Source organism: Pseudomonas sp. FW305-25 (assembly GCF_017351415.1).
GTDB classification, from domain to species: Bacteria; Pseudomonadota; Gammaproteobacteria; order Pseudomonadales; family Pseudomonadaceae; genus Aquipseudomonas; species Aquipseudomonas chlororaphis.
The window spans coordinates 174544-192720 of record NZ_JACNDE010000010.1 but is presented as its reverse complement, the minus strand read 5'-3'; the positions used below and the strand labels follow the sequence as shown (position 1 = coordinate 192720).

General features: G+C 61.8%; 17 protein-coding genes. 10 read left to right on the top strand and 7 right to left on the bottom strand.

The genetic code is table 11. The annotated features are described in order from the left end of the window. Nucleotides 1–254, top strand: a 254-nt coding sequence (locus tag J4E58_RS12765; protein WP_207255314.1) for a GIY-YIG nuclease family protein, incomplete at its 5' end; no start/stop codon positions are given. Between the two features lie 83 nt (nt 255–337). Then, nucleotides 338–1273 (top strand): glutathione S-transferase family protein, encoded by a 936-nt coding sequence (locus J4E58_RS12760; RefSeq protein ID WP_087091325.1) that lies wholly within the window; start codon nt 338–340, stop codon nt 1271–1273. Between the two features lie 81 nt (nt 1274–1354). Here the strand turns inward: J4E58_RS12760 and J4E58_RS12755 are convergent, their stop codons facing one another. Together J4E58_RS12755 and yejK are read right to left on the bottom strand one after the other, a co-directional pair. Continuing rightward, complete coding sequence (locus tag J4E58_RS12755) at nt 1355–1708, bottom strand: glutaredoxin family protein (RefSeq protein ID WP_007932134.1); 354 nt, start codon at nt 1706–1708, stop codon at nt 1355–1357. Next, nucleotides 1708–2712 carry a nucleoid-associated protein YejK gene (gene yejK / locus J4E58_RS12750; RefSeq protein ID WP_007932136.1) on the bottom strand — a complete coding sequence of 335 codons (1005 nt, stop codon included), beginning with the start codon at nt 2710–2712 and terminating at the stop codon, nt 1708–1710. The genes J4E58_RS12755 and yejK overlap by 1 nt, the downstream gene beginning before the upstream one ends. A 395-nt stretch (nt 2713–3107) precedes the next feature. On the opposite strand from yejK, the gene J4E58_RS12745 reads away from it, so the two are divergent. Beyond that, nucleotides 3108–3389 (top strand): HU family DNA-binding protein, encoded by a 282-nt coding sequence (locus J4E58_RS12745; RefSeq protein WP_007932138.1) that lies wholly within the window; start codon nt 3108–3110, stop codon nt 3387–3389. A 102-nt stretch (nt 3390–3491) separates the two neighbouring features. Here J4E58_RS12745 and rlmF read toward each other — a convergent pair whose 3' ends face one another. From rlmF to J4E58_RS12720, 5 genes are all read right to left on the bottom strand, one after another. Beyond that, nucleotides 3492–4517, bottom strand: coding sequence for a 23S rRNA (adenine(1618)-N(6))-methyltransferase RlmF (gene rlmF / locus J4E58_RS12740; protein ID WP_087091326.1), 1026 nt, complete (start codon nt 4515–4517; stop codon nt 3492–3494). Nucleotides 4518–4747: 230 nt separating this feature from the next. Then, nucleotides 4748–7594, bottom strand: a complete 2847-nt coding sequence (locus J4E58_RS12735) for a valine--tRNA ligase (protein WP_087091327.1) — start codon at nt 7592–7594, stop codon at nt 4748–4750. A gap of 124 nt (nt 7595–7718) precedes the next feature. After that, entirely contained in the window at nt 7719–8189 is a 471-nt protein-coding gene (locus tag J4E58_RS12730; protein ID WP_087091328.1) for a DNA polymerase III subunit chi, read from the bottom strand. A gap of 7 nt (nt 8190–8196) precedes the next feature. After that, entirely contained in the window at nt 8197–8625 is a 429-nt protein-coding gene (locus tag J4E58_RS12725; protein WP_087091329.1) for a DNA polymerase III subunit chi, read from the bottom strand. 57 nt (nt 8626–8682) lie between these two features. After that, nucleotides 8683–10173, bottom strand: coding sequence for a leucyl aminopeptidase (locus tag J4E58_RS12720; RefSeq protein ID WP_053259736.1), 1491 nt, complete (start codon nt 10171–10173; stop codon nt 8683–8685). Nucleotides 10174–10484: 311 nt separating this feature from the next. Here J4E58_RS12720 and lptF point away from each other — a divergent pair, with 311 nt between their 5' ends. The 7 genes from lptF to recO all read left to right on the top strand — a co-directional run bounded on the left by lptF (nt 10485) and on the right by recO (nt 18096). Beyond that, nucleotides 10485–11603: an LPS export ABC transporter permease LptF gene (lptF, locus tag J4E58_RS12715; protein ID WP_007932149.1), complete on the top strand. Its 1119-nt coding sequence runs from the start codon at nt 10485–10487 to the stop codon at nt 11601–11603. After that, nucleotides 11596–12657 (top strand): LPS export ABC transporter permease LptG, encoded by a 1062-nt coding sequence (gene lptG / locus J4E58_RS12710; protein WP_087091330.1) that lies wholly within the window; start codon nt 11596–11598, stop codon nt 12655–12657. Before lptF ends, lptG begins: the two co-directional genes overlap by 8 nt. 168 nt (nt 12658–12825) lie before the next feature. Beyond that, nucleotides 12826–14625, top strand: coding sequence for a translation elongation factor 4 (gene lepA, locus J4E58_RS12705; protein WP_007932152.1), 1800 nt, complete (start codon nt 12826–12828; stop codon nt 14623–14625). A gap of 5 nt (nt 14626–14630) precedes the next feature. Further along, nucleotides 14631–15485, top strand: a complete 855-nt coding sequence (lepB, locus tag J4E58_RS12700; RefSeq protein ID WP_007932153.1) for a signal peptidase I — start codon at nt 14631–14633, stop codon at nt 15483–15485. A gap of 213 nt (nt 15486–15698) precedes the next feature. Next, complete coding sequence (rnc, locus tag J4E58_RS12695) at nt 15699–16388, top strand: ribonuclease III (protein ID WP_009042306.1); 690 nt, start codon at nt 15699–15701, stop codon at nt 16386–16388. Further along, nucleotides 16381–17283 carry a GTPase Era gene (gene era / locus J4E58_RS12690; protein ID WP_007932155.1) on the top strand — a complete coding sequence of 301 codons (903 nt, stop codon included), beginning with the start codon at nt 16381–16383 and terminating at the stop codon, nt 17281–17283. The genes rnc and era overlap by 8 nt, the downstream gene beginning before the upstream one ends. Nucleotides 17284–17406: 123 nt before the next feature. Beyond that, nucleotides 17407–18096: a DNA repair protein RecO gene (gene recO, locus J4E58_RS12685; protein WP_007932161.1), complete on the top strand. Its 690-nt coding sequence runs from the start codon at nt 17407–17409 to the stop codon at nt 18094–18096. Nucleotides 18097–18177 lie beyond the last annotated feature (81 nt).

Genomic DNA, 18177 nt, shown 5'->3' with positions numbered 1-18177 from the left:
TCTACCTGGTGCGCGCCGCCAACGGCGCCCTGTATTGCGGCATCAGCGACGACCCGGTCAAGCGTTTCGCCAAGCACCAGAGCGGCAAGGGCGCACGCTTCTTCCTCTCCAGCCCGGCCGTCGCGCTGGTCTACACCGAAGCTTGTCGCGACAAGAGCGAAGCCCTGCGCCAGGAACGGCTGATCAAGAAACTTAGGAAAAGCGCCAAGGAGTGCCTGGTGGCCTCGGCCGTCGTGGCTTATCAAACTGACTGATACGTTGCCATCAGGCAGAGCGGTGGGCTGCCAGGCGTTTGCACGCTAAGCTGGTTCTTCCTACTTATCCGGTGGACCCCAGCATGTCAGAGTTGATTCTGCATCATTACCCGACCTCGCCTTTCGCGGAAAAAGCCCGCCTGTTGCTAGGCTTCAAGGGCTTGTCCTGGCGCTCGGTGAAGATCTCGCCGGTGATGCCCAAACCCGATCTCACCGCGCTGACGGGTGGTTATCGCAAGACCCCGGTGTTGCAGGTCGGTGCCGATATCTATTGCGACACGGCGCTGATCGCCCGGCGGCTGGAGCAGGAAAAGGCCTCGCCGGCACTGTTTCCCGAAGGCCGGGAAATGGTCAGCGCGACCTTCGCGGCCTGGGCCGATTCGGTGGTGTTCCAGCATACGGTGAGCCTGGTATTCCAGCCTGAGTCGGCGGCCGTGCGTTTCGGCCATTTGCCGCCGGAAGCGGTCAAGGCCTTCATGACCGACCGCGCCGGGCTGTTCAGCGGCGGCAGTTCTACCCGTGTGCCGCTGGAGTTGGCCAAGCATCAATGGCCGACGCTCATGGCGCGCCTGGAGCAGCAGTTGCAACGTGAGGAGGGCGACTTCCTGTTCGGTGAGCCGTCGATTGCCGACTTTGCCATGGCCCACCCCCTGTGGTTTCTCAAGGGCACGCCGGTGACTGCGCCGCTGGTGGACGCCTATCCGGCGGTGTCGGCGTGGCTGGCCCGGGTACTGGGGTTCGGTCATGGTGCTTCGAGTGCCATGACTTCCGAAGAGGCGCTGGAAGTGGCGCGCAGGGCTACACCGGCAGCCTTGCCGGATGAAGCCTTCATAGACCCGAACGGTTTCCAGGCTGGCCAGCAGGTGCGGATCGCGGCGACCGACTATGGCGTCGATCCGGTGGAAGGGGAGTTGCTGTTTGCCGGGCGCGAGGAGTTGATCCTGCGCCGCGAAGACCCACGCGGCGGATTGGTGCATGTGCACTTCCCGCGTTTCGGGTTCCGTATTGAGGCGCTGTAAGGCGGCAGGGCTATCGCGCGCAAGCTCGTTCCGACAGAGGGTGTTCGACCCCTTGTAGGAACGAGCTTGTTCGCGATGCGTTTAACGTTGCAACGCCGCCATGATCCCGTCGGGGTCATAGGTACGGATCAAGGTGCCATTGACATCCAGGATCGGAATTCCGGCGCCTCCCAGCTCGGTATAGGCCTTGCGTGCCTCGGCATCCTTCTCGATATCGAACTCGCGAAAGGCAATGCCCTTCTGATCGAGAAAGCGCCGGGTGGCCTTGCAGTAGCCGCACCAGTCGGTGGCGTAGAGCACCACCCGGGCATTGGCCCGGACCTGCTCCGAGGCGGCCTGCGAGGGGTTGAACAGGTGCTCGATCTTGCCCCAGTTCTGGTACGCCACGACCACCAGCAGGATCAGCAGGAATTTCTTCAGCACGCCCTGCAGCATCAGTTGCGGCGCTTGAGCTGATCGGTCAGTTGGGTCGGCAGGCCCTTGATGATCAGGGTCCCGGCTTCTTCGTCATACTCGATCTTCGAGCCCAGCAGGTGCGCCTCGAAGCTGATGGACAGGCCTTCGGCGCGGCCGGTGAAGCGGCGGAACTGGTTGAGGGTGCGTTTATCCGCCGGGATTTCCGGCGACAGGCCGTAGTCCTTGTTGCGGATGTGATCGTAGAACGCCTTGGGGCGGTCCTCGTCGATCAGCTCCGAGAGTTCTTCCAGGCCCACGGGTTCGCCGAGCTTGGCCTGGCTGCTGGCGTAGTCCACCAGGGCCTTGGTCTTTTCCCGGGCGGACTCTTCCGGCAGGTCTTCGCTTTCGACGAAGTCGCTGAACGCCTTGAGCAGGGTACGGGTCTCGCCCGGGCCGTCGACGCCTTCCTGGCAGCCGATGAAGTCGCGGAAGTACTCCGAGACTTTCTTGCCGTTCTTGCCCTTGATGAACGAGATGTACTGTTTCGACTGTTTGTTGTTCTGCCACTCGGAGACGTTGATCCGCGCGGCCAGGTGCAGTTGGCCCAGATCCAGGTGACGCGACGGGGTCACGTCCAGCTCGTCGGTCACCGCCACGCCTTCGCTGTGGTGCAGCAGGGCGATGGCCAGGTAGTCGGTCATGCCTTGCTGGTAGTGGGCGAACAGCACGTGGCCGCCGACCGACAGGTTGGATTCTTCCATCAGCTTTTGCAGGTGCTCGACCGCGACGCGGCTGAAGGCGGTGAAGTCCTGGCCGCCATCGAGGTATTCCTTCAGCCAGCCGCTGAAGGGAAACGCGCCGGACTCCGGGTGGAACAGACCCCAGGCTTTGCCCTGTTTGGCGTTATAGCTTTCGTTGAGATCGGCGAGCATGTTCTCGATGGCCGCGGATTCAGCCAGTTCGGAATCGCGGGCGTGCAGAACTGCGGGTGTGCCGTCGGGTTTTTTGTCGATCAGGTGGACGATGCAATGGCGGATCGGCATGGGCTTCTCGGCTGGTTGGCGGGAGAGGGCGTGACTCCCCGAAAAAGTGCCCAGTGTACCGCACCCGCTGGTTTTGGCGCTGTTTGAAGGGTGTGGAAGGCGGCCTGGGTCAAGCTTATGCATTTTTTTACGGATTTAGAGCAATAAAGCTGACCAAATGGCTAGGTAGAGGCGGATATTTCCCCGTCTCTGTGCTAGTTTTGCCCCGTCTTACGCGATGTCTCGGCGTTAAGCGTGCATTCAGCATTTGTCAGGTCGAACCAAACCCTGATTTCGGTATCTATAACCCCGATCTTTCGTGGTTGTGACCGGGGTGCCAGATCCACAAGATCTGGCTCGATGGCTGACACTGCACTCTGCAATCCAAATGAATTTGATAGGGAAGGAACACCACAATGGCTATTACTAAAGACCAACTGATCGCTGATATCGCTGAAGCTATCGACGCGCCGAAAACCACCGCGCGTAACGCTCTGGACCAACTGGCCCAGATCGTTGCTGATCAATTGGAAAATGGCGGCGAAATCACTCTGCCAGGTATCGGCAAACTGAAAGTGACCGAGCGTCCTGCCCGTACTGGCCGTAACCCATCGACTGGCGCTGCCATCGAAATCGCTGCCAAGAAAGTTATCAAGCTGGTTGTGGCTAAAGGCCTGACCGACTCGATCAACAAGTAAGACTGCAGTAAGACCGTGCCTCGGAACGCTTCCGGGCACGGTTTTCAGGCTCTAAGGCCGCAACGATTTACGCAAGGTAAATCGCCGTTTTGCCCCTCGTATCTATCCCTTTTGAACCCAACGCTCCTGGCGCCAGGCCTGTTGCTGTGCCTTGTCCTTGAAGGTCCAGGCGACGAAGCGGCTCTGTTTCTGTCCCTGTGACATTTCCACCACCTGGCTCTCCAGGGCTCCAGCTTTTTTCAGCGCGGCCTGAATCGCCGGCAGGTTCGAGGCTTTCGACACCAGGGTGCTGAACCACAGCACCTGTTGCGCCACCTGGGCGCTTTCGCCGATCAACTGGGTCACGAAGCGCGCTTCGCCACCTTCGCACCACAACTCCGCCGCCTGGCCGCCAAAGTTCAGTACCGGCAGCTTGCGCTTGGGATCGGCCTTGCCCAGTGCTCGCCATTTGCGCTGGCTACCGCGCGTGGCTTCTTCCAGGGAGGCATGGAAGGGCGGATTGCACAGGGTCAGGTCGAAGCGTTCGTCGTTCTCCAGCAGCCCCAGCAGGATCTGTTTGCGGTTGGTCTGCTGGCGCAGGCCGATGGCCTTGTTCAGGCCGTTGGCCTGGACGATCGCCTTGGCGGCGGCGAGGGCCGTGGTGTCGATGTCGGAACCGAGAAATTGCCAGCGGTAATCGCAGTGGCCGATCAGTGGGTAGATGCAGTTGGCGCCGACCCCGATGTCCAGCACCCGCACCGCTGCGCCGCGGGGAATTACGCCTTCGTTACGCTCGGCCAGCAGGTCGGCCAGGAAATGCACATAGTCGGCACGACCGGGGACCGGAGGGCAGAGGAAGTCGGTCGGAATATCCCAATGGGCGATGCCGTAGAACGCCTTGAGCAATGCCCGGTTGAACACCCGCACCGCCGCCGGGTTGGCGAAGTCGATGCTCTCCTTGCCATAAGGATTGATGATCACGAAAGCCCCCAGCTCCGGGGTGCTCTTGATCAACTGGGGAAAGTCATAGCGGCCTTGATGGCGATTGCGCGGGTGCAGGCTGGCCTTTTCCCGTGGCGCGACGGCCTTGGCCGGAGCTGCAGGTTGAGGCTTGGTGCGCGAAGCTTTGGGAGGGCGGGGGGCAGTCATGGGCGAAATCGGTTCGGGTATGGCTCAAGGTGGCGCGCATTGTCCCATATCTGCCCAAGCCGCGTGGCTTCTGTAGGAGCGAGGCTTGCCCGCGAAGCGTTATCCCAGGCACACCGCGTTTTCCTTTATCGCCAGCAAGCTGCGCTCCTACAGAAGTGCCAAGCCTGTCGGCCGGGCACAAAAAAGGGAGCCCCCTTGCAGAGCTCCCTTTTTTACCGCTCGGATCGCCGTTACAGGCTGGAAATCCGTGCGTGCTGCTCGGCCAGCTTGCCCAGGGCCTGTTCGGCCTCGGCCAGTTTGGCGCGTTCCTTGTCGATGACTTCGGCCGGGGCCTTGTCGACGAAGGCGGCGTTGGACAGCTTGCCGCCGACCCGCTGGACTTCGCCTTGCAGACGCTGGATTTCCTTGTCCAGGCGCGCCAGTTCGGCGCCCTTGTCGATCAGCCCGGCCATCGGCACCAGCACTTCCATCTCGCCGACCAGGGCGGTGGCGGACAGCGGTGCTTCGTCGCCGGCCTTCAGCACGGTGATCGATTCGAGTTTGGCCAACTTCTTCAGCAGGGTCTCGTTTTCGCTCAGGCGACGCTGGTCTTCGGCGTTGACGTTCTTCAGGAACAACGCCAGTGGCTTGCCCGGGCCGATGTTCATTTCGGCACGGATGTTACGGGTGCCGAGCATCAGGCCCTTGAGCCATTCGATGTCGTCTTCGGCGGCCTGGTCGATGCGTGCTTCATTGGCCACCGGCCAAGGCTGCAGCATGATGGTCTTGCCTTCGGCCCCGGCCAGCGGCGCCAGGCGCTGCCAGATTTCTTCGGTGATGAACGGCATGAACGGGTGGGCCAGGCGCAGCGCCACTTCCAGTACGCGCACCAGGGTGCGGCGGGTGCCGCGCTGGCGCTCGACCGGCGCGTTTTCGTCCCACAGTACCGGCTTGGACAATTCCAGGTACCAGTCGCAGTACTGGTTCCAGATGAACTCGTACAGCGCCTGGGCCGCCAGGTCGAAGCGGAACTGATCCAGTTGGCGGGTCACTTCGGCTTCGGTGCGCTGCAGTTGGGAGATGATCCAGCGATCGGCCAGCGACAGCTCGTAGGCTTCGCCGTTCTGACCGCAGTCTTCGCCCTTGTCCAGCACGTAGCGCGCGGCGTTCCAGATCTTGTTGCAGAAGTTGCGATAGCCTTCGACACGGCCCATGTCGAACTTGATGTCGCGGCCGGTGGACGCCAGCGAGCAGAAGGTGAAGCGCAGGGCGTCGGTGCCGTAGCTGGCGATGCCGTCGGCGAACTCCTGGCGGGTCTGCTTCTCGATCTTCTTCGCCAGTTGCGGCTGCATCATGCCGGTGGTGCGTTTCTGCACCAGGGCTTCGAGCTCGATGCCATCAATGATGTCCAGCGGGTCAAGGACGTTGCCCTTGGACTTGGACATCTTCTGGCCCTGGCCGTCGCGAACCAGGCCGTGGACGTACACGGTCTTGAACGGAACCTGCGGCGTGCCGTCTTCGTTCTTCACCAGGTGCATGGTGAGCATGATCATCCGGGCGACCCAGAAGAAAATGATGTCGAAACCGGTCACCAGCACGTCGGTCGGGTGGAAGGTCTTGAGGAATTCGGTCTGCTCCGGCCAGCCCAGGGTGGAGAAGGTCCACAGGCCCGAACTGAACCAGGTGTCGAGGACGTCGTTGTCCTGTTGCAGGGCGACATCAGGCCCGAGGCTGTGCTTGGCGCGCACCTCGGCTTCGTCGCGGCCTACATAGACCTTGCCCGACTCGTCGTACCAGGCCGGGATGCGGTGGCCCCACCACAACTGGCGGCTGATGCACCAGTCCTGGATATCGCGCATCCAGGAGAAGTACATGTTTTCGTACTGTTTTGGCACGAAGGCGATGCGGCCGTCTTCCACGGCGGCAATGGCCGGCTCGGCCAGCGGCTTGGTGGAGACGTACCACTGGTCGGTCAGCCACGGCTCGATGATGGTGCCGGAGCGGTCGCCTTTCGGCACTTTCAGGGCGTGGTCGTCGACGCTGACCAGCAGGCCGGCGGCGTCGAACGCAGCGACGATTTCCTTGCGCGCCTGGAAGCGGTTGAGACCGGCGAACTCGGCCGGGATCTTGCCGTCGATGCTTTCGTTCAGCGTGCCGTCCAGGTTGAACACCTGGGCGGCCGGCAGCACTTCGGCGTTCTTGTCGAAGATGTTCAGCAGCGGCAGGTTGTGGCGCTTGCCGACTTCATAGTCGTTGAAATCGTGGGCCGGGGTGATCTTCACGCAGCCGGTGCCGAATTCAGGGTCGCAGTAGTCGTCGCCGATGATCGGGATGCGACGACCCACCAGCGGCAGCTCGACGAATTTGCCGATCAGCGCCTTGTAGCGTTCATCGTTCGGGTTAACGGCCACGGCGGAGTCGCCGAGCATGGTTTCCGGACGGGTGGTGGCAACGATCAGGTAGTCCAGGCCTTCAGCGGTCTTGGCTCCGTCGGCCAGCGGGTAGCGCAGGTTCCACAGCGAGCCTTTCTCGTCGTGGTTTTCCACTTCGAGGTCGGAGATCGCGGTGTGCAGCTTGGTGTCCCAGTTGACCAGACGCTTGCCGCGGTAGATCAGGCCATCTTCGTGCAGGCGCACGAAGGCTTCTTTAACGGCTTCGGAAAGACCGTCGTCCATGGTGAAGCGCTCGCGGCTCCAGTCGACGGACGAGCCCAGGCGGCGGATCTGACGGCTGATGTTGCCGCCGGACTGATCCTTCCACTCCCAGACTTTCTCGAGGAATTTTTCCCGGCCCAGATCGTGGCGATTCTGGCCCTGGGCTTCGATCTGACGCTCCACCAGCATCTGGGTGGCGATACCGGCGTGGTCGGTACCCGGCTGCCACAGGGTGTTGCGGCCCTGCATGCGGCGGAAGCGGATCAAGGCATCCATGATCGCGTTGTTGAAGCCATGGCCCATGTGCAGGCTGCCAGTGACGTTCGGTGGCGGAATCATGATGGTGTACGAGTCGCCCGCGCCTTGCGGGGCGAAGTAATTCTCTGACTCCCAGGTCTGGTACCAGGAAGTTTCAATGGCGTGCGGCTGGTAGGTCTTATCCATGCGCGGCGGGACCCTATTGGCATTTATTCAGGAAAAGCCGGGAAGTATAGCGGAGGGGGGCAGTTGCAAGCTACAAGCCGCAAGCTGCAAGAGGTGGGCGTCCTTCCTGGCTTTTACTTGCCGCTTATAGCTTGCCGCTTGAAGCTGCGGCGAGCAGCCGTTCCAGCCGCGCATCGAGGCGGCGCTTGATCTCGGTTTCGATGTGCGGGGCGAAGTCGTCGATCACGTCTTGCATGATCAGTTGCGCGGCGGCGCGCAGTTCGCTGTCCAGGTGCAGCAGGGCGTCCTGGCTCTTGGGTGCTGGCGCGGGTTTCGGTGTCGGTGCCGGTGTATGGGCTGGCGCGGCAACTACGGGGGCAGGTTGCAGTTCGACCACCGGAGCGGAAGCCGGTTGTGGTTCTGCCGGCGCCTGTTCGTGGGTTTCGACGGCAGGCTTGCCGCCGACCATGTCGAACAGCAGCGGAATCTGCACTTCGCCGTCGACGGTCTCGGTCAGCAGCGGAGGTTGCAGGTCGTCATCGCCGAGCAGTTGGCGGATGGACTCGAGGTCATCCAACAGGTGCGCGGACTTTTGCAGCGGTTTGGGAGTGTCCATCGATGGCTCAGAGTCGCTGTAAACGGTGATCTTGCAGAGGATAGCCCTGTTCGCGGTAGAAACGGAAACTCTCGCGAGCGGCCTGGCGGATAGTCGGGTCTTCCACCACCACTTCGGCAATGCGGGCGAAACGCTGGGCAAATGCCGGGACTTTCAGGTCCAGGTTGACCAGCAGGTCATGGTGCTCGCCGGGGTCATCGCCCAGGCCGAGAATGATCAGGCCATCCGGTTCGCTTTCGGCGGGGCCGTGGGGCACGAAGGTTTCGCCCTTGAAGCGCCACAACCGGGCATCGAGCTCATCGCGCTGGGCCGCGTCGCTGCAATGCAGGTAGATGCGGTGCCCCATGCGCCAGGCCTTGTCGGTGAGCTTGCAGGCGAAATCCAAACGCGCCGAAGGATCCGCGCTGGGAAGGATATAGAAGTCGACTTTGGTCATTGCGGTTCCTGAACCCGGGAGTGCGCCGCGTGTGGGCGCACCCCGAGGTCATAGGTTTCAGGCTTTGGCGCGGTCCAGCAGGTACTGGGTCAGCAGAGGAACCGGACGGCCAGTGGCGCCCTTGTCCTTGCCGCCGCTGGTCCAGGCGGTACCGGCGATATCCAGGTGCGCCCAGTTGTACTGCTTGGTGAAGCGCGACAGGAAGCAGGCAGCGGTAATGGTCCCGGCTTTCGGTCCGCCGATGTTGGCGATGTCGGCGAACGGGCTGTCCAGCTGTTCCTGGTACTCGTCGAACAGCGGCAGTTGCCAGGCACGGTCGTCAGCCTGAACGCCAGCGCTCAGCAACTGGCCGATCAGTTCGTCGTTGTTGCCCAGGAGGCCCGAGGTGTGGGAACCGAGGGCGACCACGCAGGCGCCGGTCAGGGTGGCGATATCGATCACCGCCTGTGGCTTGAAGCGCTCGGCGTAGGTCAGGGCATCGCACAGCACCAGGCGGCCTTCGGCGTCGGTGTTGAGGATTTCCACGGTCTGGCCGCTCATGGTGGTGACGATGTCGCCCGGACGCGAAGCGGTGCCGCTCGGCATGTTCTCGGCGCAGGCCAGGATGCACACCAGGTTGATCGGCAGCTTGAGTTCCAGCACGGCGCGCAGGGTGCCGAACACGCTGGCGGCGCCACCCATGTCGTACTTCATTTCATCCATGCCGGCGCCAGGCTTGAGGCTGATGCCGCCGGTGTCGAAGGTGATGCCCTTGCCGACCAGGGTGTACGGCTTCTCGGACTTCTTGCCGCCGTTGTATTGCATGACGATCAGGCGCGGCGGCTGGGCGCTGCCCTGGCCCACGGCATAGAACGAACCCATGCCCAGTTCCTTGATCTTCTTCTCGTCGAGGACTTCGACTTTCAGGGCTTTGAATTCCTTGCCCAGGGCCTTGGCCTGTTCGCCGAGGAAGGTCGGGTGGCAGATGTTCGGCGGCAGGTTGCCCAGGTTGCGGGTGAATGCCATGCCGTTGGCGATGGCCTTGGCGTGGGCCACGGCGCGCTCGACTTCGGCCTGAGCGGCCTTGATGGTCAGCAGGGTGATTTTCTTCAGGGCGCGCGGTTCGGCTTTCTGGCTCTTGAACTGGTCGAAGCTGTATTCGCCGTCCACCAGGGTTTCCGCCAGCAGGCGGGTCTTGCCGTAGCTGTCGCGGCCCTTGACCACCACTTCGTCCAGCGCCAGTGCGGCATCGCTGCCACCCAGGCCCTTGAGGGTATTGAGGATGCCACTGACGATCTTGCGGAACGGGCGGTCGCCCAGTTCGGCGTCCTTGCCGGTGCCGACCAGCAGGACGCGTTCGGCCTTCAGGTTCGGCAGGGCGTGCAGCAGCAGGCTCTGGCCGACCTTGCCGTCCAGGTCGCCGCGCTTGAGTACCGCGCCGATGGCGCCGCCACTGAGCTCGTCGAGTTGTTTGGCAACGCTGCCGAGCTTGCGGCCTTCGCCGACGGCGACCACCAGGGTGGCGGTCTTCAACGTTTCCGGGCTAACGCTTTTTACAACCAGTTCCATGTCCGGGTCCCTGAATTAATGGTCAAAGAGCGCAGGGCCAATGCCGTGCGCCGGGCTTGTCATGTATGCAGCTTTTATAAGGAAGAGGCGTCGGCAGCGGCCAACGACAGGGCCGCCAGTTTGAACCCCGGCGGTCGAGGCTGACAACCCTCCCATGAGTGAACTTCGCCGCTTTAGAGGCCTGCGTGAGCATGCGCAGTGACAGGCGCATGCAATCACAGGATAATGCGCCATCTTTTTCGGCGGCTCGGCTTCACGGGCCGTGTTTGCTTGTTTGGCCGCCTTAGCCTGACAACCCTGGAGTGTCTGGTTTGATCGTCTTCCGTTATCTATCCCGCGAAGTGTTGCTGACCCTGAGCGCCGTGAGCGCTGTACTGCTGGTCATCATCATGAGCGGACGTTTCGTCAAATACCTCGCGCAAGCGGCCTCGGGCGCACTGGACCCGGGCTCGCTGTTCCTGATCATGGGGGTCCGCATGCCGGGCTTCCTGCAATTGATCCTGCCCCTGGGGCTGTTCCTCGGCATTCTGCTGGCCTATGGCCGGCTGTACCTCGAAAGCGAAATGACTGTGCTTTCGGCCACCGGCATGAGCCAGCAGCGCCTGCTGGGCATGACCATGATTCCGGCGACCCTGGTTGCCTTGATCGTGGCCTGGCTGAGCCTGAGCCTGGCGCCTCAGGGCGCCAACCAGTTCCAGCTGATCCTCAACAAGCAGGATGCGCTGACCGAGTTCGATACCCTGGTGCCAGGCCGTTTCCAGGCCCTCAACGACGGCACGCGGGTGACCTACACCGAGCAGTTGTCCGATGACCGGACCAACCTCGGTGGCGTGTTCATTTCGGAAAAACGCCTGAGCCAGGACAAGAAGGACCAGGGCATCTCGGTGCTGGTGGCGGAGAAGGGGCACCAGGACGTCCGTCCGGACGGCAACCGCTACCTGATTCTGGAAAACGGTTATCGCTACGACGGTAATCCGGGCCAGGCCGATTACCGGATCATCAAGTACGACACCTACGGCGTGTTGCTGGCCAAGCCGGATGTCAGTGAAGAAGTTACCGACCGTGACGCCATGCCGACCCGCGATCTGATCGGCAACCCGGACCTGCGCGCCCATGCCGAGCTGCAATGGCGTATTTCCCTGCCGCTTCTGGTGTTTGTCGTGACCCTGATGGCGGTGCCGCTGTCCCGGGTCAACCCGCGCCAGGGCCGTTTCCTCAAGCTGTTGCCGGCGATTCTTCTTTATATGGCTTACCTGACCATCCTGATCGCGGCCCGTGGCTCGCTGGAAAAAGGCAAGCTGCCGCAGGCGCTGGGCCTGTGGTGGGTACACGGACTGTTTCTATTGATTGGCCTCGGGTTGCTGTACTGGGAACCCTTGCGTCTGAAACTGGCGAGCCGCCGCAGCATGAAGGAGGTGGCTCGTGGTTAAGCTCGATCGCTACATCGGTAACAGTGTCCTGCTGGCCATCCTGGCGGTACTGGGGATCATTCTCGGCCTGGCGTCGCTGTTTGCCTTCATCGACGAGATGGGCAGCGTCAGCGATAGCTACACCGTGATGGATGTGCTGAGTTTTGTCGCGTTGACGGCGCCTCGCCGGCTTTATGAAATGCTGCCGATGGCGGCCCTGATCGGCTGCCTGATCGGCCTGGGCAGCCTGGCCAGCAATAGCGAACTGACCATCATGCGGGCCGCTGGCGTGTCCATCGGGCGGATCGTCTGGGCGGTGATGAAGCCGATGCTGTTCCTGATGGTGGCGGGTGTGCTGATCGGCGAGTACGTCGCTCCTGCCACGGAAAGCCAGGCGCAGGCCAGTCGCGCGCTGGCCCAGGGTTCGGGCGATGCGCAAAGTTCCAAGCATGGCCTGTGGCACCGCCAGGGTGAGGAGTTCATCCACATCAACGCTGTGCAGCCCAACGGCCTGCTGTATGGCGTGACCCGTTATCACTTCGATGATCAGCGGCACATGCTGTCCTCGAGCTTCGCTCGCCAGGCCCGCTTCGAAGAGAACTACTGGCAGCTGAGCGACGTCACCACCACCTATTTCCGCGAGGGCAGCACCGAAGTCATCAACGTCCCGCAGGAACGTTGGGACGTGGCCTTGAGCCCGCAATTGCTGAGTACTGTGGTGATGGCGCCGGAGTCGCTGTCGATCAGCGGTCTGTGGGGGTATATCCATTACCTGGCCGACCAGGGCCTGAACAACGGTCGCTACTGGCTGGCGTTCTGGGTCAAGGTGTTGCAACCGCTGGTCACCGCGGCCCTGGTATTGATGGCGATCTCGTTCATTTTCGGTCCGCTGCGTTCCGTGACGCTCGGCCAGCGGGTGTTCACCGGCGTGCTGGTGGGGTTCACCTTCCGCATCGCCCAGGACCTGCTGGGGCCGTCGAGCCTGGTATTCGGTTTCTCGCCGCTGTTCGCGGTGCTGGTTCCCGCCGGGATCTGTGCCCTGGCCGGGGTCTGGCTGTTGCGCCGGGCCGGCTGACCGGCGCCAATGACGCCACGCGCAAGAGAAACGCCCCTGTCGAAAGACCGGGGCGTTTTGCGTTTGCGCGCCCCTGACAGGCGAACGTGACGCTTGCGTCGTCTATCAGGTACAATTCCCGGCTATTTTTCGGCGGGCTATGCCTGCAGCCTTTTTGAGTGTTGATCCGTGAGTGATTTGAGTCATATCCGCAATTTCTCCATCATCGCCCACATTGACCATGGCAAGTCGACTCTGGCCGATCGCTTCATCCAGATGTGCGGCGGCCTGGCCGAGCGTGAAATGGAAGCCCAGGTCCTGGACTCCATGGACCTTGAGCGGGAACGCGGGATCACCATCAAGGCCCACAGCGTTACCCTCTATTACAAAGCCCGCGACGGCATCACCTACCAGCTGAACTTCATCGACACCCCTGGCCACGTGGACTTCACCTATGAAGTCAGCCGGTCGCTGGCCGCCTGTGAAGGCGCCTTGCTGGTGGTCGACGCCGGCCAGGGCGTGGAAGCGCAGTCGGTCGCCAACTGCTACACCGCCATCGAGCAGGGCCTGGAGGTCATGCCGGTGCTGAACAAGATCGACCTGCCACAGGCCGATCCGGACCGGGTCAAGGAAGAGATCGAGAAGATCATCGGTATCGATGCCACCGACGCCGTGACCTGCAGTGCCAAGACCGGCCTGGGTGTCGACGAGGTGCTGGAGCGCCTGGTCACCACCATTCCCGCGCCGACCGGCAACATCGAAGATCCGCTGCAAGCGTTGATCATCGACTCCTGGTTCGACAACTACCTGGGCGTCGTGTCCCTGGTTCGCGTGCGCCATGGCCGCGTGAAGAAGGGCGACAAGATCCTGGTGAAATCCACCGGCAAGATCCACCTGGTGGACAGCGTCGGTGTATTCAACCCGAAACACACCGCCACCACCGACCTGAAGGCCGGTGAAGTAGGCTTCATCATCGCCGGTATCAAGGACATTCACGGTGCGCCGGTAGGTGACACCCTGACCCTGAGCTCGACCCCCGACGTCGAAGTGCTGCCCGGCTTCAAGCGCATTCAGCCGCAGGTCTACGCCGGCCTGTTCCCGGTCAGCTCCGATGACTTCGAAGACTTCCGCGAAGCCCTGCAAAAGCTCACGCTGAACGACTCGTCGCTGCAATACACCCCGGAAAGCTCCGACGCACTGGGCTTCGGCTTCCGTTGTGGCTTCCTCGGCATGCTGCACATGGAAATCATCCAGGAGCGCCTGGAGCGCGAATACGACCTGGACCTGATCACCACGGCGCCGACGGTGATTTTCGAGCTGCAACTGAAGAATGGTGAGACGATCTACGTCGATAACCCATCGAAGTTGCCGGATCTGTCGTCCATCGAAGACATGCGCGAGCCGATTGTGCGGGCCAATATCCTGGTGCCGCAGGAGCACCTGGGTAACGTCATTACCCTGTGTATCGAGAAGCGCGGCATACAGCACGACATGCTGTTCCTCGGCAGCCAGGTCCAGGTGACCTACGACCTGCCGATGAACGAAGTGGTCCTGGACTTCTTCGACCGCCTCAAATCCACCAGTCGTGGCTATGCTTCGCTGGATTATCATTTCGATCGCTACCAATCGGCTAATCTGGTCAAGCTGGATGTGCTGATCAACGGTGAGAAGGTCGACGCCCTGGCATTGATCGTGCACCGTGACAACGCGCACTACAAAGGGCGTGCGTTGACCGAAAAGATGAAGGAACTGATTCCTCGGCAGATGTTCGACGTGGCAATCCAGGCCGCCATTGGTGGGCAGATTGTGGCGCGGACAACCGTCAAGGCGCTCAGAAAGAACGTACTGGCCAAATGCTACGGTGGTGACGTTAGCCGTAAGCGCAAGCTGTTGGAAAAGCAGAAGGCCGGTAAGAAACGCATGAAGCAAGTGGGTAACGTGGAGATTCCACAAGAAGCCTTCCTTGCTGTGCTCAGGTTGGATAGTTAGGTCCTATGTCGCTAAATTTCCCGCTGTTGCTGGTCATCGCCGTCGCCGTCTGCGGTCTGTTGGCGTTGCTCGATCTGGTCTTTCTGGCGCCGCGTCGGCGTGCCGCCATTACCAACTATCAGGGCAGCGTCAGCCAGCCGGATGGACTGGTCATCGAGAAACTGAACAAGGAGCCGATGCTGGTCGAGTACGGCAAATCGTTCTTTCCGGTGCTGTTCATCGTGCTGGTGCTGCGTTCGTTCCTTGTGGAACCGTTTCAGATTCCTTCGGGGTCGATGAAACCGACCCTGGATGTGGGCGACTTCATCCTGGTGAACAAGTTTTCTTACGGGATCCGCCTGCCGGTGATCGACAAGAAAATCATCGAGGTCGGTGATCCGCAGCGCGGCGATGTGATGGTGTTCCGCTACCCGAGCGATCCGAACGTCAACTACATCAAGCGTGTGGTCGGCCTGCCGGGCGACGAAGTGCGCTACACCAGCGACAAGCGCCTGCTGGTCAACGGCCAGTCGGTCGCCGAGCAGTTGGTCGGCTCCGAGCCGGGCACCCTGGGCAGCGCGGAGCTCTACAAGGAAAAACTCGGCGCCGCCGAGCACCTGATCCGCAAGGAAATGAGCCGCTACCGGGCCACCCCGGATCGTCAATGGACCGTGCCTGCCGGGCACTACTTCATGATGGGCGACAACCGCGACAACTCGAACGACAGCCGCTACTGGGATGACCCAAGCATTCCCAAGGACCTGCTGGGCATGGTTCCCGACAAGAATATCGTCGGCAAGGCCTTCGCAGTCTGGATGAGCTGGCCCGAACCGAAACTCAGCCACCTGCCGAATTTCTCGCGGGTTGGCCTGATCAAGTAATCAAACACGGCGCTGTTGAACACAGCGCCGAATGCTTTTCTGGATCTTGTAGAACACCGGCCCGCCAGGTTCGGCAGCCTCCCAGGCGTCACCAGAAGCAGCAGTCAACGATATTCAGGATGTGGATTTGAACACAGCGTTAATTGCCACAGGCACCTCGTGCCTTGTCTCCAAGGTGGTGAAATTCAACCACGAACTCAGCGTGGGTAAACCGTGAGCGTTTCTTTGAGCCGTCTCGAGCGTCAGCTCGGTTACACCTTCAAGGACCAGGAACTGATGGTCCTGGCCCTCACTCACCGCAGTTTTGCCGGGCGCAACAACGAGCGCCTGGAGTTCCTCGGTGATGCCATTCTCAACTTCGTCGCCGGCGAAGCGCTGTTCGAGCGTTTTCCCCAGGCTCGCGAAGGCCAGCTGTCGCGTCTGCGCGCGCGCCTGGTGAAGGGTGAAACCCTGGCCGTACTGGCCCGTGGTTTCGATCTGGGCGAATACCTGCGCCTGGGCTCCGGTGAGTTGAAAAGCGGCGGCTTCCGTCGTGAGTCGATCCTCGCCGATGCCCTGGAAGCGCTGATTGGTGCGATCTACCTGGATGCCGGCATGGAGGTCGCGCGCGAGCGCGTGCTGTCCTGGCTGACGTCCGAGTTCGACAGCCTGACGCTGGTCGACACCAACAAGGACCCCAAGACCCGCCTGCAGGAATTCCTGCAATCGCGTGCCTGTGAACTGCCCCGCTACGAAGTGGTGGATATCCAGGGTGAGCCCCATTGCCGGACGTTCTTCGTCGAATGTGAAATCACCCTACTGAACGAAAAAAGCCGAGGTCAGGGTGTGAGCCGTCGCATTGCCGAACAGGTAGCGGCCGCCGCAGCACTGATTGCCCTGGGCGTGGAGAATGGCCATGACTGATACAACCGCAACACGCTGTGGCTATGTCGCCATCGTCGGCCGTCCGAACGTGGGCAAGTCCACGCTGCTGAACCATATCCTGGGGCAGAAGCTGGCCATCACCTCGCGCAAGCCGCAGACCACTCGGCACAACATGCTCGGCATCAAGACCGAAGGCGCCATCCAGGCGATCTACGTCGACACCCCGGGCATGCACAAGAGCAACGAGAAGGCGCTGAACCGCTACATGAACAAGACCGCCTCGGCGGCCTTGAAAGACGTCGACGTGGTGATTTTCGTCGTTGACCGCACCAAGTGGACCGACGAAGACCAGCTGGTGCTGGAGCGTGTGCAGTACGTGCAGGGCCCGGTGATCCTGGCGATCAACAAGACCGACCGCATCGAGGACAAGGCCGAGCTGATGCCGCACCTGACCTGGTTGCAGGAGCAGTTGCCGAATGCCGAGATCGTCCCGGTATCGGCCCAGCAAGGCCACAACCTGGAAGCCCTGGAAGGCCTGATCGCCAAGCACCTGCCGGAAAACGATCACTTCTTCCCGGAAGACCAGATCACCGACCGCAGCAGCCGTTTCCTCGCCGCCGAACTGGTGCGCGAAAAGATCATGCGCCAGCTGGGTGCCGAGCTGCCGTACCAGATCACCGTGGAAATCGAAGAGTTCAAGCAGCAGGGCAAGACCCTGCACATTCATGCCTTGATTCTCGTCGAACGCGATGGCCAGAAGAAAATCATCATTGGCGACAAGGGTGAGCGCATCAAGCGCATCGGCATGGAAGCGCGCAAGGACATGGAGCTGCTGTTCGACTCCAAGGTCATGCTCAACCTGTGGGTCAAGGTCAAAGGCGGTTGGTCCGACGACGAGCGCGCCCTGCGTTCGCTGGGCTACGGCGACCTGTAATCCTGCCCCGTCGCCGGCGCCTCGTTCCTGTAACGTACAGGGGGCGAGCCGCTGGCGATAAAGGTTCAACGAACCTTCCCGTGGACCTGTCACTTTCTCAAGCCTTGAGATCCCCCGACACCTATGTCCAGTAACGCTCCCATCGGCCAGCCCGCTTATGTCCTGCACAGTCGCGCCTATCGCGAGAGCAGTGCATTGGTGGACTTCCTCACGCCCCAGGGGCGGCTGCGCGCGGTGTTGCGCGGCGCGCGGGGCAAGGCCGGGACCCTGGCGCGGCCGTTCGTGCCGCTGGAAGTCGAATTTCGTGGGCGCGGCGAGCTGAAAAACGTCGGGCGCATGGAAAGCGCGGGAACCTCCACCTGGCTCAACGGCGAGGCGCTGTTCAGCGGCCTCTACCTCAATGAGCTGCTGATCCGCCTGCTGCCCGCCGAAGACCCGCATCCGGCGATCTTCGAGCACTATGCGGCAACCTTGCTGGCTTTGGCCGAAGGCCGCGCCCTTGAGCCCTTGCTGCGCGCGTTCGAGTGGCGCCTGCTGGACGACCTGGGCTATGGCTTCGCCCTGGACATGGATATCCACGGCGCGCCGATTGAGGCGCAGGGCATGTACCGCCTGCAGGTGGATGCCGGCCTGGAGCAGGTTCACCTGTTGCAACCAGGCCTGTTCAACGGCACCGAGCTGCTGGCCATGGCGCAAGCCGACTGGAGCGCCCCCGGCGCGCTGGCGGCGGCCAAGCGCCTGATGCGCCAGGCACTGGCGGTGCACCTGGGCGGTCGGCCCTTGGTCAGTCGCGAATTGTTTCGCAAGCCCTAGTCGTCCCATTACGCCAATACGCTCGAATCCTGCCTGGCTTGCTCGTGCGACCGAAAGCCGGCAGTTATTTTCGCGAGCGGA